The sequence below is a fragment of the Siansivirga zeaxanthinifaciens CC-SAMT-1 genome (assembly GCF_000941055.1).
Taxonomy (GTDB): Bacteria; Bacteroidota; Bacteroidia; order Flavobacteriales; family Flavobacteriaceae; genus Siansivirga; species Siansivirga zeaxanthinifaciens.
The window spans coordinates 914,556-931,125 of record NZ_CP007202.1; the positions used below are offsets into that span (position 1 = coordinate 914,556).

The 16,570-nt window shown below is 32.9% G+C and carries 14 protein-coding genes; 13 read left to right on the forward strand and 1 reads right to left on the reverse strand.

Annotated elements, in window-relative coordinates:
* Window positions 1-196 precede the first annotated feature (196 nt).
* The 5 genes from gltB (at window position 197) to AW14_RS04135 (ending at window position 8,962) form a co-directional block, all read left to right on the forward strand.
* On the forward strand, window positions 197-4,711 hold the full coding sequence (gene gltB / locus AW14_RS04115; RefSeq protein ID WP_245617616.1) for a glutamate synthase large subunit: 4,515 nt from the start codon (window positions 197-199) through the stop codon (window positions 4,709-4,711).
* 4 nt (window positions 4,712-4,715) lie between these two features.
* Window positions 4,716-6,179, forward strand: a complete 1,464-nt coding sequence (locus AW14_RS04120) for a glutamate synthase subunit beta (protein ID WP_044637669.1) — start codon at window positions 4,716-4,718, stop codon at window positions 6,177-6,179.
* Window positions 6,180-6,345: 166 nt separating this feature from the next.
* Entirely contained in the window at window positions 6,346-6,648 is a 303-nt protein-coding gene (locus tag AW14_RS04125) for a hypothetical protein (RefSeq protein ID WP_044637670.1), read from the forward strand.
* A gap of 84 nt (window positions 6,649-6,732) precedes the next feature.
* Window positions 6,733-8,331, forward strand: coding sequence for a SulP family inorganic anion transporter (locus AW14_RS04130; protein ID WP_044637671.1), 1,599 nt, complete (start codon window positions 6,733-6,735; stop codon window positions 8,329-8,331).
* A gap of 4 nt (window positions 8,332-8,335) precedes the next feature.
* Entirely contained in the window at window positions 8,336-8,962 is a 627-nt protein-coding gene (locus AW14_RS04135) for a carbonic anhydrase family protein (RefSeq protein WP_044637672.1), read from the forward strand.
* Between the two features lie 57 nt (window positions 8,963-9,019).
* Here AW14_RS04135 and fbp read toward each other — a convergent pair whose 3' ends face one another.
* Window positions 9,020-10,030, reverse strand: coding sequence for a class 1 fructose-bisphosphatase (gene fbp / locus AW14_RS04140; RefSeq protein WP_044637673.1), 1,011 nt, complete (start codon window positions 10,028-10,030; stop codon window positions 9,020-9,022).
* Window positions 10,031-10,146: 116 nt separating this feature from the next.
* On the opposite strand from fbp, the gene AW14_RS04145 reads away from it, so the two are divergent.
* The 8 genes from AW14_RS04145 to AW14_RS14410 all read left to right on the forward strand — a co-directional run bounded on the left by AW14_RS04145 (window position 10,147) and on the right by AW14_RS14410 (window position 16,569).
* Window positions 10,147-10,626 (forward strand): GNAT family N-acetyltransferase, encoded by a 480-nt coding sequence (locus AW14_RS04145; protein ID WP_044637674.1) that lies wholly within the window; start codon window positions 10,147-10,149, stop codon window positions 10,624-10,626.
* A 1-nt stretch (window position 10,627) separates the two neighbouring features.
* On the forward strand, window positions 10,628-11,878 hold the full coding sequence (locus AW14_RS04150) for an aspartate kinase (protein WP_044637675.1): 1,251 nt from the start codon (window positions 10,628-10,630) through the stop codon (window positions 11,876-11,878).
* Between the two features lie 22 nt (window positions 11,879-11,900).
* On the forward strand, window positions 11,901-13,730 hold the full coding sequence (locus AW14_RS04155; RefSeq protein WP_044637676.1) for a GNAT family N-acyltransferase: 1,830 nt from the start codon (window positions 11,901-11,903) through the stop codon (window positions 13,728-13,730).
* A 398-nt stretch (window positions 13,731-14,128) separates the two neighbouring features.
* Window positions 14,129-14,335, forward strand: a complete 207-nt coding sequence (locus tag AW14_RS04160; RefSeq protein ID WP_044637677.1) for a hypothetical protein — start codon at window positions 14,129-14,131, stop codon at window positions 14,333-14,335.
* 43 nt (window positions 14,336-14,378) lie between these two features.
* A complete protein-coding gene (locus AW14_RS04165) occupies window positions 14,379-15,128 on the forward strand; it encodes a GLPGLI family protein (RefSeq protein ID WP_044637678.1) in 750 nt (249 codons plus the stop codon).
* Window positions 15,129-15,151: 23 nt separating this feature from the next.
* Window positions 15,152-15,319 carry a hypothetical protein gene (locus tag AW14_RS14810; protein ID WP_154662114.1) on the forward strand — a complete coding sequence of 56 codons (168 nt, stop codon included), beginning with the start codon at window positions 15,152-15,154 and terminating at the stop codon, window positions 15,317-15,319.
* Between the two features lie 343 nt (window positions 15,320-15,662).
* The gene (locus AW14_RS04170; RefSeq protein WP_044637679.1) at window positions 15,663-15,872 is read left to right on the forward strand and encodes a hypothetical protein; all 210 of its coding nucleotides are present in this window, start codon (window positions 15,663-15,665) and stop codon (window positions 15,870-15,872) included.
* A 1-nt stretch (window position 15,873) separates the two neighbouring features.
* Complete coding sequence (locus tag AW14_RS14410) at window positions 15,874-16,569, forward strand: GLPGLI family protein (RefSeq protein ID WP_052647427.1); 696 nt, start codon at window positions 15,874-15,876, stop codon at window positions 16,567-16,569.
* Window position 16,570: the final 1 nt, after the last annotated feature.

Here is a 16,570-nt window from a genome sequence, read left to right on the forward strand (position 1 = left end):
TTCAGTTATCTGTATTTATCATTAAATAATACACATTGAATATTTATTAAAAAATATACTATTTATTAACATATACTTATTTTATAAGAGACTTAGCTTCTAAAATCGAAATAATATATACAGCATTATTTTAATTTAAAATCTATGATTATCTTCGCTTACTTAGTCACTTTTTATAATAAAATATTTGCCGATTATGCTGAAGAAACAAGGAATGTATTTACCAGAATTCGAACACGAAAACTGTGGAGCTGGGTTTATTTGTAATCTTAAAGGAGAGAAAACAAATCAAATCATACATGATGCTCTTGAAATTCTTGTAAAACTAGAACACAGAGGTGGCGTTAGCGCCGATGGTAAAACTGGAGATGGTGCAGGATTACTTATAGATATTCCTCACGATTATTTTAAACGCGTTTGTGATTTTAATATTCCAGAAGAAAGAGAATATGCGGTTGGTATGGTATTTTTGCCTAAAAACAAAAACCAATATAAATTCTGCAAAACTACTTTTGAAAAGGAAATTTTAGAACAAGGATTAGTCATTTTAGGATGGAGAAAAGTTCCTGTAGACTCTTCACATTTAGGTGAAATTGCTTTAGCTTCAGAACCTAATATCGAACAAATTTTTATTGGAAAAAAAGACCCAATAGATGAAGCTACTTTTAAAGCGAAGCTTTATGCTGCTCGCAAAATAACCGAGCACGCTATTAGAAAGTCTAAAATTTCTGAAAGCAGCTACTTCTACCTTCCAAGTTTATCTACCACAACCTTAATATATAAAGGTATTATTATGCCTGAAGATATTGGTCCGTATTACACCGATTTACAACAAATCGACTTGGTAACGCGTTTGGCTCTTGTACACCAACGTTTTTCAACTAACACCATGCCAACATGGGAGTTAGCCCAACCATTTAGATATATGTGTCAAAATGGTGAAATAAACACGCTTCGTGGTAATGTAAGCAGAATGCGTGTACGTGAAGAGATCATGAAAAGTGACGTTTTTGGTCCGCAAATAGAAAAATTATTCCCAATTATATTACCAGGAAAATCAGATTCTGCCTCTATGGATATGGTTGTAGAATTATTAACTCATACAGGAAGATCGCTTCCTGAAATTATGATGATGATGATTCCTGAAGCCTGGGAAAAACACAAAACCATGTCTGAGGAGCGCAAAGCTTTCTACGAGTATAATGCTTGTATAATGGAACCATGGGATGGTCCTGCTTCTGTACCTTTTACAGATGGCGACTACATTGGTGCGCTGTTAGACCGTAATGGTTTAAGACCTTCAAGATATACTGTAACAAAAAGTGGAAAATTAATTATGGCTTCAGAAATTGGAGTTGTAAATATTGATCCTGAAGACGTTGAAAAACACGGAAGATTAGAGCCAGGAAAAATGTTCTTGGTAGACATGAATGAAGGCCGTATTATCGAAGATGAAGAAATTAAAAGTAAAATTGTTTCTGAAAGACCTTATAAAGAATGGTTAGACAAAACAAGATTACATTTAAGAAATGTACCATATACTAACGAAACGTGTCCTATTGAAACTATCGATATCAAAACGAGACAGCGATTATTCAATTACACATTTGAAGATATTCAGGAAATTATAACGCCTATGGCCGAATCTGGTAAGGAAGCGTTAGGTTCTATGGGTATCGATACACCGTTAGCTGTATTATCAGACAGACCACAATTAATATCAAACTATTTCAAGCAATTATTTGCGCAAGTAACCAATCCGCCTTTAGATGGTATTCGTGAAGAAATCGTAACAGATATTAGTTTAAATCTTGGTAAAGACCGCAATATTTTCAGCATTACAGAAAGACAATGTAGAAAATTAAAAATACAAAATCCGGTAATTTCTAATGCCGATTTAGAAAAAATAAGAACCATTTCTATAGACGGGTTTAAAGCCGAAACTATTAACATCTTATATAAAAAATCTGAAGGTCTTAATGGTTTAGAAAATGCCTTAGAAGATATTATTTTACAAGTATCTAATGCGCTACGCAATGGAGCTAATATTATAATATTATCTGATAGAGGGGTTAATAAAGAGTTTGCTCCAATACCTTGTTTATTAGCATGTTCTTATGTAAATCATCAAATGAACCGTTTACGTAAACGCTCTTATTTCGATATCATTATCGAATCTGCAGAACCACGTGAACCACATCATTTCGCTACTTTATTTGGTTATGGTGCAAGTGCTATTAACCCATACATGGTTAACGAAATTATAAGAATGCAAGTTAAAGAAGGTTTTATAACCGGAATGGACGAGCAAAAAGCCGTTGATAATTTCAACAAAGCTATTGGAAAAGGTATTCTTAAAATTATGAATAAAATTGGAATCTCTACATTACACTCATACAGAGGTTCTCAAATATTCGAAATCGTTGGTTTCAACTCACAATTTGTTGAGAAATATTTCCCTTATACGGCTTCAAGAATTGAAGGTATTGGTTTATACGAAATTGAAAAAGAAATTAACGAACGCTACAAATTAGCGTATCCAGATAAAGAAATAGATAAACGTTTAGGCTTAAATATTGGTGGTGATTACCGTTGGAGACGAAATGGTGAAAGACACTTATTTAACCCTACAACAGTAGCAAAATTACAACAAGCAGTTCGTTTGAGCGATCAAGCAAGTTACGATGTATATGCGAAAGCAATAAACGAACAGGCAGAAAACTTAATGACTATTCGTGGTTTGTTTGAGTTTGATAACTTAGACCCAATTTCTATTGATGAAGTAGAGCCATGGACAGAAATTGTTAAGCGTTTTAAAACGGGAGCGATGTCTTACGGGTCTATCTCGAGAGAGGCTCACGAGAATTTAGCAATAGCCATGAACCGTATTGGTGGAAAATCTAACTCTGGTGAGGGCGGTGAAGACAGAAAACGTTTCCATCCAGATGTTAACGGAGATAGCAGAAACTCGGCCATTAAACAAGTAGCATCCGGTCGTTTTGGTGTAACATCACACTACTTAACAAACGCGAGAGAAATTCAAATTAAAATGGCTCAAGGTGCTAAACCTGGTGAGGGCGGACAGTTACCTGGTGAAAAAGTATTACCATGGATTGCTGCTGCACGTAACTCGACACCTTTTGTTGGATTAATTTCTCCACCACCGCATCACGATATTTATTCTATTGAAGATTTAGCACAATTAATTTTCGATTTAAAAAACGCAAATCGTGATGCCCGTATAAACGTAAAATTAGTTTCAGAGGTAGGTGTAGGAACTATTGCTGCTGGTGTAGCCAAAGCAAAAGCAGATGTTGTTTTAATTTCTGGTTATGATGGTGGTACAGGAGCATCGCCATTAACATCATTAAAACATGCTGGTTTACCTTGGGAACTTGGTTTAGCAGAAGCTCAACAAACCTTAGTTTTAAACAACTTAAGAAGTCGTATTGTTGTAGAATGTGATGGTCAATTAAAAACAGGTCGTGACGTTGCAATAGCTGCCTTATTAGGAGCCGAAGAATTTGGTTTCGCAACAGCACCTTTAGTAGCTTCGGGTTGTATTATGATGCGTAAATGTCATTTAAACACATGCCCAGTTGGTATTGCTACTCAAGATAAAGAATTACGTAAAAACTTTAAAGGTACACCAGAGCATGTTATTAATTTCTTCTACTACATAGCAGAAGAATTAAGAGGCATCATGGCACAGTTAGGATTTAGAACCTTAGCCGAAATGGTTGGTCAAACTCATAAAATTAATGCCAATAAAGCTATTAATCATTATAAAGCTAAAGGTTTAGATTTATCTGCTATTTTACACAGACCAGAAGTTTATAAACATTTAACTGTTAGAAATACAGAGAAACAAGATCACGGTTTAGAAGATGTTTTAGATTTCTCGATATTAAAAGATTCTCATAGAGCTTTGTATCGTAAAGAGAAAATGACTTTAGAATATCCTATAATAAACATTAATCGTTCTGTAGGAGCTATAATAAGTAATGAAATCTCTAAAATTTACGGTCATTTAGGTTTACCTGAAGATACCTTAAATGTGAATTTCACAGGTTCGGCTGGACAAAGTTTTGGAGCGTTTGGAGCACATGGATTAACATTTACTGTAGATGGTAACACTAACGATTATTTAGGGAAAGGATTATCTGGAGCAAAATTAATCGTAAAAAAACCAGCTAAAGCTACATTTAAAGCACAAGACAACATTATAGTTGGTAACGTTTGTTTATTTGGTGCCGTTCAAGGTGAAGCCTATATTAATGGTATTGCAGGTGAGCGTTTCGCAGTAAGAAACTCCGGTGCAACAGCGGTTGTAGAAGGTGTTGGAGATCACTGTTGTGAGTACATGACGGGTGGTAAAGTTGTTGTACTTGGTAAAACAGGTAGAAACTTTGCTGCTGGTATGAGTGGTGGTATTGCTTACGTTTACGATCCAGAAAACAAATTCACAAATGGTTTATGTAATACAGAAACTATAGAATTTGAAACAATGTCTGAAGAAGACAAAGCCGAATTAAAAGCATTAATACAAAAGCATGCTCTTTACACAGATAGTGAACTTGGTAAAGCCATCTTAAACGATTGGGAAAACAGCTTAAGTAACTTTGTAAAAGTTATGCCTACAGAATATAAACGTGCATTAAAACGTTTAGAAACAGAAGAACAAATGGTTGAAGAATTAACAATAGCATAATGTCATGGGAAAAGTAACAGGATTTAAAGAATTTGAAAGACAAGATGAAAGTTACGAGCCAGTAGAAAAGCGCGTAAAAAATTATAATGAATTTACCATTCCTTTAAGCGATGAAGAAATCACAAAACAAGGTTCACGCTGTATGGATTGTGGTATTCCATTTTGTCACAGTGGTTGTCCGCTTGGAAATTTAATTCCAGACTTTAACCACATGGTGCACCAAGGTGAATGGCAAAAAGCTTCTTGGATATTACACTCCACTAATAACTTTCCAGAATTTACAGGTCGTTTATGCCCTGCTCCATGTGAAAAATCATGTGTTTTAGGTATTATAGAAGACCCTATTTCAATAGAAAATATTGAAAAAAATATAGTAGAACGTGCCTTTAAAGAAGGTTGGATAAAACCACAGCCTCCAAAAACAAGAACAGGAAAAACCGTTGCCGTAGTTGGTTCGGGACCTGCAGGTTTAGCAGCAGCACAACAGTTAAACCGAGCTGGACACACTGTAACTGTTTTTGAAAGAGATGATGAAGTTGGTGGATTATTACGCTACGGTATTCCTAACTTTAAATTAGAAAAAGGTGTTATAGACCGTCGTATCGCTATTTTAAAAGCAGAAGGCATCATATTTAAAACCAATGTAAATGTTGGTGTAAATTACGATGTAGAAGAATTAAAAGCATTCGATTCTATTGTACTTTGCGGTGGAGCTACAGAAAGAAGAAGTTTACCAACTCCTGGTATTGATGCCGATGGTGTGGTACAAGCTATGGATTTCTTAACGCAACAAACTAAAGTTTTATTTGGAAAAGAAGTTAAAGACCAGGTTTTAGCTACCGACAAACATGTTATTGTTATTGGTGGTGGTGATACAGGATCTGACTGTGTGGGTACATCAAATCGTCATGGCGCAAAATCGGTTGTAAACTTTGAGATTATGCCTAAACCACCAGGACACCGTTCGCCAACAACACCTTGGCCATTTTGGCCTTTACAATTAAAAACTTCATCTTCTCACGAAGAAGGGGTTGAAAGAAACTGGTTAATAAACACGAAAGAGTTTGTTAAAGACGAAAACGGTAAACTAATTGCACTTAAAACAGTAAACGTTGAGTGGAAAATGGTTCCGGGTCAACGCCCACAATTAATTGAAATTGAAGGTACCGAAAAAACCTGGCCATGTGATCTTGCCCTTTTAGCTCTAGGATTTACAGGTCCTGAAAGTACTTTAGCTGAAAAATTAGGCGTAGAACTAGATACCCGTTCTAACTATAAAGCAGAATATGGAAAATACAAAACAAATGTAACTAAAGTATTTACTGCTGGAGATATGCGCAGAGGGCAATCTCTAATTGTTTGGGCAATATCAGAAGGTCGTGAAGCGGCTAGACAAGTAGATATTTATTTAATGGGTAAATCGGACTTACCATCAAAAGATGTTACTGGCGATTTAGTAGCCCTTTAATAAAATAAATAATAAAATTTAAAAACCCTTTAAAACTATTTTTAAAGGGTTTTTTTGTTTTATATTAAAAACAAGGAGTTGTCAAACTATTATAATTTCAAATTTTTGTTTTTTTTTACTACTAAGAAGCAGTTTAATCTTATATTTAGTTGTTATTATATGGAACATGTACAAAAAATTAATCGCAACATATTTTATTTTTCTTTTCATGGTGCTTATTGCAGCTCCATCAATTATTGCTGTTTGCGATGACTCAACTGATACCTCATTATGCTATTCATTATTAGAAGTAGACGAAGATGGATACAGTAAAAATAAAAATTCTTCTTTTCAATTAGACCAATTAGAAATAACAATAAATTATCAAACTAGAGCGACGCGAAATTATAATTACAGTTTTAGGAATTATAAGAAACCTAATCGTAACTTAATTTTACCTACTGCTAAAAACAGATATAATATAACTTAACTGGCATATAATTGCTAAAATAGGTGTATTCAAATGAGTTTTAATTTATTTTAGAATCACCCTAAAATAAAAATACATATCAAAATGTTTAAAAATATTAAAAATGACTTACCTGCTAGTATCGTAGTGTTCTTTGTAGCGCTTCCATTGTGTTTAGGTATTGCCTTAGCTAGTGGCGCTCCGCTATTTTCAGGACTTATTGCAGGAATCATAGGCGGTATTGTAGTGGGAAGGCTTAGTGGCTCTAATGTAGGTGTAAGTGGTCCTGCTGCAGGACTGGCAGCTATTGTATTAACTGCCATTGGCACTTTAGGTGGTTATCAAAACTTTTTGGTAGCTGTGGTTTTGGGTGGTGTTATTCAAATTTTATTTGGTGTATTAAAGGCAGGTATTATTGGTTATTATTTTCCTTCGTCTGTAATTAAAGGCATGCTAACTGGTATAGGAATTATTATTATTTTAAAACAAATACCTCATTTTTTTGGTTACGATTTAGAACCCGAAGGCGCAGACAGCTTCATAGAATCCTCAGGAGAAAATACATTTTCGGCCATTATTCATATTGTAGATAATATAACACTAAGTTCCATGATTATTGGCTTGGTGGGACTGACCATAATTGTATTATGGGATAAGGTTTTATATAAAAAAGGTAAAATATTTCAAGTAATTCAGGGGCCTTTAGTAGCTGTTGTGTTGGGTATTATTTATTTTAATGTTACAAAAGGCTTCGATAATTTATCTATACTCCAAAAGCATTTAGTAAGTGTTCCTATTCCAGAAGATGCCGCATCGTTTATTGGCCAATTTAGTTTTCCAAATTTTTCGGCTATTACCAACATAGATGTTTGGATTACCGCCTTTACCATTGCCCTAGTAGCAAGTTTAGAAACACTTTTATGCGTTGAAGCTACAGATAAATTAGATCCAGATAAAAACGTTACCCCTACCAATAGAGAATTGTTAGCTCAAGGAACTGGTAATATAATTTCTGGTTTAATTGGTGGCTTACCAATAACCCAGGTTATTGTTAGAAGTTCTGCGAATATTCAATCGGGTGGAAAAACAAAAATGTCTGCTATTATTCATGGTTTTCTTCTGTTAATTTCGGTAATTTTAATTCCGCGCTTGTTAAATATGATTCCCCTATCGGTTTTAGCAGCCATATTATTAGTTGTTGGATTTAAATTAGCCAAACCTTCTTTATTTAAGAAAATGTACGATTTGGGCTGGAAACAATCCATTCCATTTTTTGTAACAGTTATTGGTATCATTTTTACTGACTTATTAACCGGTATTGGCTTAGGACTTTTAGTTGGTATTGTAGTTATCTTGTTAAAAAGCTACCAAAATTCTCATTTCCTTCATATTGAAGATAAAAGTAATAGCACTCACAAAATAAAAATGACCCTAGCTGAAGAAGTAACTTTTTTTAATAAAGGTGCTATTTTAAAAGAACTAGACAGGTTACCAAATGACACCATTTTAGAACTAGACGTAAGAAAGACCAGGTATTTAGATAATGATATTATTGAAATTCTTGATGACTTCGCATTTAAAGCCAAAGAAAGAAATATTGATATTATATTGATTTCCGAACGCGGAACCGTAGAAAACCCACCTAGCTATATTGAGTTTTTTAAATTAAGACCCAAAATAGAAGAATTAAAACATAAGATATAGTCAAATGAAAGCACATACAAGAGAATCACAGGCGACTATGACTCCACAAAAGTCATTACAATTTTTAAAAGAAGGTAATATAAGATTTCAAAATAATTTAAAAGCAAATAGAAACCTTTTAGAACAAGTTAACGACACCAGCGATGGGCAGTTCCCTTTTGCAACCATTTTAAGCTGTATAGACTCCAGAGTTTCTGCAGAGTTAGTGTTTGACCAAGGTTTAGGCGATATTTTTAGCGTTAGAATAGCTGGAAATTTTGTAAACGAAGATATTTTAGGTAGCATGGAATTTGCCTGTAAAATAGCAGGCACAAAACTAATTGTAGTTCTGGGTCATACAAGTTGTGGCGCAATAAAAGGTGCCTGCGACGATGCTAAACTTGGCAATTTAACTAAAATGCTTGGTAAAATAAAACCTGCTGTTAATGCTGTTAAATTACCCGAAAATCCTAAATTAAGAAATTCTGGCAACATAGAATTTGTTGATGCTGTAGCACAAGTAAACGTTCAATTAGCCATAGATAATATTCGAAGAGACAGTCCTGTTTTAAAAGAGATGGAGACCAACGGCGATATTATGGTGGTTGGTGCTATGTACAATATAAATACCGGAGAAGTAACATTCATGTAATAATAACCTCAAAAAAAAGCCAACTTTTAAGTTGGCTTTTTTATTTTATTTAAATGGCTATTCTTGCGCCAATCGCATAAATTCCTCTGCTTTTTCAACCATGTTTTTACTACCACAAATAAATGGTACGCGCTCATGCAGCTCTTTTGGTTGAATATCTAATATTCTTGTAAATCCGTCGCTAGCCTTTCCGTTCGCTTGTTCTGCCAAAAATGCCATCGGATTACATTCATACAATAAACGTAATTTCCCTTCAGGGTTTTTTGAACTTTGTGGGTACATATAAATACCGCCTTTAATCATATTTCTATGAAAATCGGAAACTAAAGACCCTATGTATCTTGCAGTGTAAGGTCTGTCTCCTTCGTCTTTCTGACAATATTTAATATAATTTTTAATGCCCTGCGGAAATTGAATATAATTCCCCTCATTCACAGAATAAATATGGCCGTCTTCTGGAAATTGCATATCTGGATGTGATAAATAAAAAGACCCTATGGCTGGGTTTAAAGTAAAACCATTTACACCTGCACCGGTTGTGTAAACAAGCATGGTAGACGTGCCATAAACAACATAACCCGCAGCAACTTGTTTCTTACCTTGTTGCAAAAAATCTTCTTTTGTAACAGGAGTTCCAACAGGAGTTACTCTGCGATATATTGAAAAAATAGTTCCTACAGAAACGTTCACATCAATGTTTGAAGACCCATCTAAAGGATCTATTAATACAATGTATTTGTTTTGATGATTTTCATCTTGACTGTTAATCGAAATAAAATCGTCTTCCTCTTCACTGGCGATACCACAAACAATATTTCGCTTTGTTAAAGTTTGAATAAACTTATCGTTTGCATAAACATCCAGCTTTTGTTGGTCTTCTCCCTGAATATTTACATCTCCAGCAGCTCCAATTATATCGACTAAACCTGCTTTATTTACTTCATGATTTACAATTTTTGCAGCTAAACGAATAGAATTTAATAAACTAGATAATTCTCCAGAAGAATATTTGAATGCCGTTTGATTTTCAATTATAAACTCTCCTAAAGTTTGCTTTTTATGAGACATAGTGGTTGGTTTAATTTATACAAATTAACATTTTTTTTTGATGAACTACAACGTTTTAGTAGAAGATTAAGTAATTATTGAACTTTAAACTATATTTGAAAATATTTTTAAAGATTATGGATTTTAATATTAGAAAAGCTGTTAAAATGGATATGCCACAAGTGCTATCTTTAATAAATCAACTAGCTATTTACGAAAAAGAGCCCGATGCCGTAGAAATAACTTTGCAGGATTTAGAAAACGATGGTTTTGGTGACAATCCGGCTTTCTTTTGTTTCGTAGCTGAAAAAAATAATAAAATAGAAGGTATTGCTTTATGCTATTTTAGATATTCTACCTGGAAAGGTAAAACACTGCATCTAGAAGATTTAATAGTTAATGAAACCATGCGTGGCACGGGAATGGGAACCGCACTTTTAAATGAAGTAATAAAATATGGCCATAACTTAGGTGTAAAACGCATTAATTGGGAAGTTTTAGATTGGAATGAACCGGCCGTTAATTTTTATAAAAAGAAAGGCGCTCATATTCTAGACGAATGGCGGGTGGTACACCTTAACGAGAAGGGTATCGAAAACTATATGGCAAACATTTAATATGCAGATATTTAAATTTGGAGGCGCATCGGTAAAAGATGCCAATGGTGTTAGAAATGTAGCTTCAGTTCTGCAAAAAGTGGGCTATAAAGACACGCTTATTGTGGTATCGGCTATGGGTAAAACAACTAATGCCCTAGAAGTAGTTATAAAAAATTATTTTGAAAATAAAACAGAATTAAACAGCGCGTTACAAGAAGTTATAAAATATCATAATGAAATAATTTTAGATTTATTTGAAAACGAAACGCATCAGGTTTTTAAAAAAATAAGACTACTTTTCGACGAATTAAAAAGCTTTTTAAAAAGTAATAAATCGCCAGATTATAGTTTTGTTTACGACCAAGTTATTGGCTACGGCGAGTTGGTTTCTACCCTAATAATAAGCGAATATTTTAATTTTATTGAAATAAAAAATAATTGGATTGATGTTAGAGAGCTCATAAAAACCGATAGCTATTTTAGAAGAGCAAACATTAACTGGGAGGCGACGCAACAACTAATATCTAGCAATATATCAGGAAACACTTTAAACATCACCCAAGGATTTCTAGGAAGCGATGCCAATAACTTTACAACCACTCTTGGAAGAGAAGGCAGCGATTACACAGCCGCCATTTTTGCCTATTGTTTAAATGCTGCAAGTGTTACCATCTGGAAAGATGTTCCTGGTGTTTTAAATGCCGATCCTCGATATTTTGAAAATGCCCAACTACTTAATAAAATTAGTTATCGCGAAGCTATAGAACTCGCTTTTTATGGAGCATCGGTAATTCACCCAAAAACTTTACAACCTTTACAAGGTAAAGAAATTCCGTTGTATGTTAAATCCTTTTTAAACCCCGAAGCACCCGGAACAAGAATTGGTAAAAATGTAACCCTAGACCCCATGATGCCCTGTTTTATTGTAAAGAAAAACCAAGTGCTTATTTCGCTGTCGTCGTTAGATTTCTCTTATATTGTAGAAGAAAATATTAGCGAAATTTTTAATTTACTACATTTATATAAAATGAAAGTAGATGTTATTCAAAATTCGGCGATTAGTTTTTCGGTTTGTGTCGATAATATTTATAACAACCTCGAAAAATTATTACATCATTTAAAAGCAAAATTTAAAGTAACTTGCAACGAAAACGTATCTCTTTACACAATTCGTCATTACAACGACCTAGCAATCATGCAAATTGAGAGTGGTAAAACCGTGTTGTTAAAACAATTAACTCAAGAGACCGTACAAATAGTAAGTAAATAAACATTTTAGTACATTTACACCCATGAGTAAGCAACAAGATACCGGGTTAGTAACAGCAAAAGAAGTAGCTAAAGTAATTAATGTTGACAATTATGGTTTTATAGGAACCCTAATTGGTTGGTTACTCATGAAAGTACTTAAAATTTCTACTTTAAATAAATTTTACAATCGTAACAAACACCTTCAAGGGGTCGATTTTTTAGATAAAATTTTAGATGAATTTCAAATTAAATTTGAAATCCCCGAAGAAGATTTAAAACGCCTCCCAAAAGACGGGGCTTATATTACAGTTTCAAATCATCCTTTAGGTGGTATCGATGGTATTCTTCTTTTAAAATTCATGCTCGAGCAGCGAAACGATTTTAAAATTATTGCTAACTTTTTGTTGCATCGTATCGAACCCATGAAGCCTTACATCATGCCGGTAAATCCTTTTGAAGACCGAAAAGATGTAAAATCCAGTTTGGTAGGTTTTAAAAATTCCATTTTACATTTACGCGAAGGGCGACCTTTAGGTATTTTTCCTGCCGGCGAAGTTTCTACGTATAGAGATGGAAAATTAGTGGTAGACAAACCTTGGGAAGCATCGGCTATGAAATTGGTAAAAAAGGCCGAAGTTCCCGTAGTACCCATTTATTTTCATGCCAAAAACAGTAAATTATTTTACAAATTATCGAAAATTAGCGACACCTTTAGAACGGCTAAATTACCATCGGAAGTTTTAACACAAAAAAGACGCACCATAAAAGTTAGAATAGGAAGGCCTATTTCTGTTGAAGACCAAAAAGAACATAAATCAATTGAAGAGTTTTCAGAATTTTTAAGAAGAAAAACCTATATGCTATCTAATGCTTTTGAAGAAAAACCAAAAATATTAGACAACTTATCTTCTACTTTAAAAACACCAAAAGCGCCTAAAAATATTGTTACTCCGGTTAATCCCGACCTCATGAAAAAAGAGGTTGAGGCTTTAAGAGAAAGCGATTCCCGACTGTTAATAAGCAAAAATTACGAAGTATTTTTAGCCGAACCATCAAAAATACCAAATATACTTACCGAAATTGGGCGTTTACGCGAAATTACCTTTCGTGCGGTAGGAGAAGGCACCAATGAGGCCATCGATTTAGATCATTTCGATAATTATTACCACCACATGTTCCTTTGGGACAACGAAACCAATATTTTGGCCGGAGCATACCGAATGGGCTTGGGCTCCAGAATTTTTGAGCGCTATGGCATCAACGGGTTTTATTTACAAGATTTATTTAGGTTCGAACCCGAATTGTATAAAATGATGAGCCAGTCTATCGAAATGGGACGTGCTTTTATAATTAAAGAATACCAACAAAAACCCATGCCTTTATTTTTACTTTGGAAAGGCATTGTGCACATAACTTTACGCTTCCCAGAACACAAGTTTTTAATTGGAGGTGTAAGCATTAGCAATCAGTTTTCAAATTTCTCAAAATCTTTAATGATTGAGTTTATGAAATCGCATTACTACGACCCTTACATTGCCCAATATGTGCGCCCAAAGAAAGAATTTAAGGTAAAACTAAAAGATGCCGACAAAGACTTTGTTTTCGATGAAACCGAAGCCGATTTAAACAAGTTCGACAAATTTATAGACGAAATAGAACCAGGAGCTTTACGCTTACCTGTATTACTAAAAAAATACATTAAACAAAATGCAAAACTCGTAGCGTTTAATGTCGACCCCTTATTTAATAATTCGGTAGATGGACTTATGTATATTAAAATTGCCGACTTACCCGAAAGCACCGTAAAACCCGTTATGGAAGAGTTTCAAGCAGAACTGGAACGTAAGTTTATGGGGAATAATGGAGAGTAATTTACTAATTTTTTCTTTGTGATTTTAATTCGTTTTTTCTTCTTAAAATTTATCTTTTACGGTAAAACCACAACATAACTCATAATTTTTATTTAAATAAGTATTTTTCTACATAAAAAAGTTGTTTTTTCTTATTTTTTTTTACGTTTGAAATGTCTTAAACTTAATTTTTAATCAAAGCCGATAGAAAAGCGGTTTTAGGCAACCAGAGTACTCTATAACTAGCGCTAGTTTTTTTATTTTCTCGCTTACTATTACAAAGCGTATTTAAAACAACAACGGTTTTGTTGTTTTATGCATCGGCTTTATGTTTTTCGGCTTTAAAATTCGGCTAACAATGTTTAACCAACCTTAATGCGTATTTAAAATAAACGCTTGGGTTTAAAATTTTAGAAATTATGAAGAAAATATTTAGTTTTTTAGCAATATCTGTACTTTTAACAGGTAATATTAATGCAATAAGTCTTGAACGAGGAGATCTATTTGATGATTGTTTGGATGAAGCTGAAGCTGACTATGAAATCACTGGAAGTCTTGAAAGCGCAATAGATTATTATAATAACTGTATAGATGAAGGCTTAGCAGAAATAAAAGGAAAGATATAGCAAAAGAAAATCCCACCTAAATTTTGGGTGGGTAAATTTTAAAATGAAAAAAATAATTTTACATTTTTTCTTTGCTTTATTTACCTTGGTAGTATTAGGTCAAAACAATATAACCTTAGTTAAGTATAAAGTAGATATGAATTTAGAAGATCTACAACTTAATAATAAAAAGTATAACTCATCTCAAAATAAAGCAATACAAAGTAATTATAAGAATTACAGTGAATTAGAATATACATTATTATTTAATTCAAATGAATCCTTATTTTATCTATCAGACTCAATTGTAGGTTTAGCTAAAGATTATGATAAAGCTTCCATAAACAAACGTAAAATCATTACAATTGAAAAAAATAAAAAATACTACAAAAATTTAATTAAAAACCAAGTTATATATACCACCAAAGTTAGTGGTGAAAGTCTTTTAATAAATAGTTCTTTAAATATTTTAGAATGGAAATTGTTAAATGAGAAAAAACAAATTGGAAAATATAATTGTTACAAAGCAATACTAACTAAAGGAAATGACCTATTAGGTTATAACAAGAACATGATAATAACTGCTTGGTATTCTAGTGAACTACCCGTGCCATTTGGTCCTATGCATTTTGGAGATTTACCAGGATTAATTTTAGAACTACAATTAGGTCGAAAAGTGTATTATGTAGATTCAATAAAGTTTAAAAATAACGCCACTATTAAACCTCTAACAGAGGGCACTCCAATGTCATTAGAAAAATACAGTCAGTTTATACATAGTTTTTTTGACGATCAGTTTGGTAAAAAGAATTGAAAAATGTCTTTTAAAGCCAAATTATGAACCCGTACAAACTAATATTTTTATTTTTTGTTTTCGGAAAGGTCTTTCCACAACAAATCAGAGTTTCTGGCAAAGTTACAGACACCCTTCAAAACCCCTTAGCTTACGCCAACATTCTTGCCATACCAGACAAACCCAAATTTTACGGTAAAACCACAACATAACTCATAATTTTTATTTAAATAAGTATTTTTCTACATAAAAAGTTATTTTTTCTTATTATTTTTTTTACGTTTGAAGAACTTAGAAACAAAATTTTGTTTCAGTCTATGCAAAATGGAGTTTCTAAGTACAAAAGTTGCAACAAAAATCAGCGCTGATTATTTTTTGTTCTCCCTTAAAACTAAATAATAGCGAAATGTTTTTAGGTTTTAGACTGCCAAAAACAAAAAATAGACTGGTCTCTCACACATATTAAAATTTTATAGACTGTATAGACTGGACACACATTTAGTTTAACCAACCAGTTATTAAATAAACTTAACTGGTTTTAAAATTTTAGAAATTATGAAAAAAGTATTTAGTATTATGGCATTAGTAGTTTTATTTAGCGCGAATGCTCAGACTGATTGTAAAAGTTATGCAAAAAAAGCTATGCAAGCTGAATTCATGGCATATGGTTTTGATTCACAAGAAGCAGTCAACGAAGCTATAGATTATTATTATAATGCCTGCACCGAAGCAGGTGGAGATATCGAAAATCCGGTATTTATATAAAATGAAAAAAAATTTATTACTTAAAATTTTATTTTTAGTGTCTTGCGAATTATGTTTCTCGCAAGACATTAAAAGTATTAAAGTTACATATGGTAAATACATGAAAAGTCTTTTAGACACTACAAAAACAAATCCTAAACAACTAAAAGATTTATTCTATGTTTTAGATGCGAACCTAAACGAATCAAGATTTGAATTTGTAAAAAGATTAGATATAGATAATTATTCTAATAAAAGATTGATTGGAAGATCTGGTGGGGATGGTGTTTATTACAAAAACTTAAATTTAAAAGAAAAATTACATCAAAAATATTTTGGAGATAAAGAATTTTTAATTTCCTATGACTTTAATCGTTATAATTGGAAAATATCCAAAGAAACTAAAATAATTGGGAATTATAAATGTTATAAAGCTTCAACTTCATATTCATTTTATTCCAAATTAGCTGATAACAATTTTGAAGTAAATATAATTGCTTGGTTTACACCAGAAATTTCCATTCCGTTTGGTCCCGCAGGATACGATGGTCTTCCGGGTTTAGTTTTAGAAGTTCAAATTGGAGGTTTCTATTTTGTGGCTTCAAAAATTCAAATAAATACAAAGGTTGAAATTAAAAAGCCCAAATCAGGTATTAAAGTTACCTCGAAAGAGTATGATAAAATAATAGAAACATCTTTTGATGGAAAACTTGATTAAT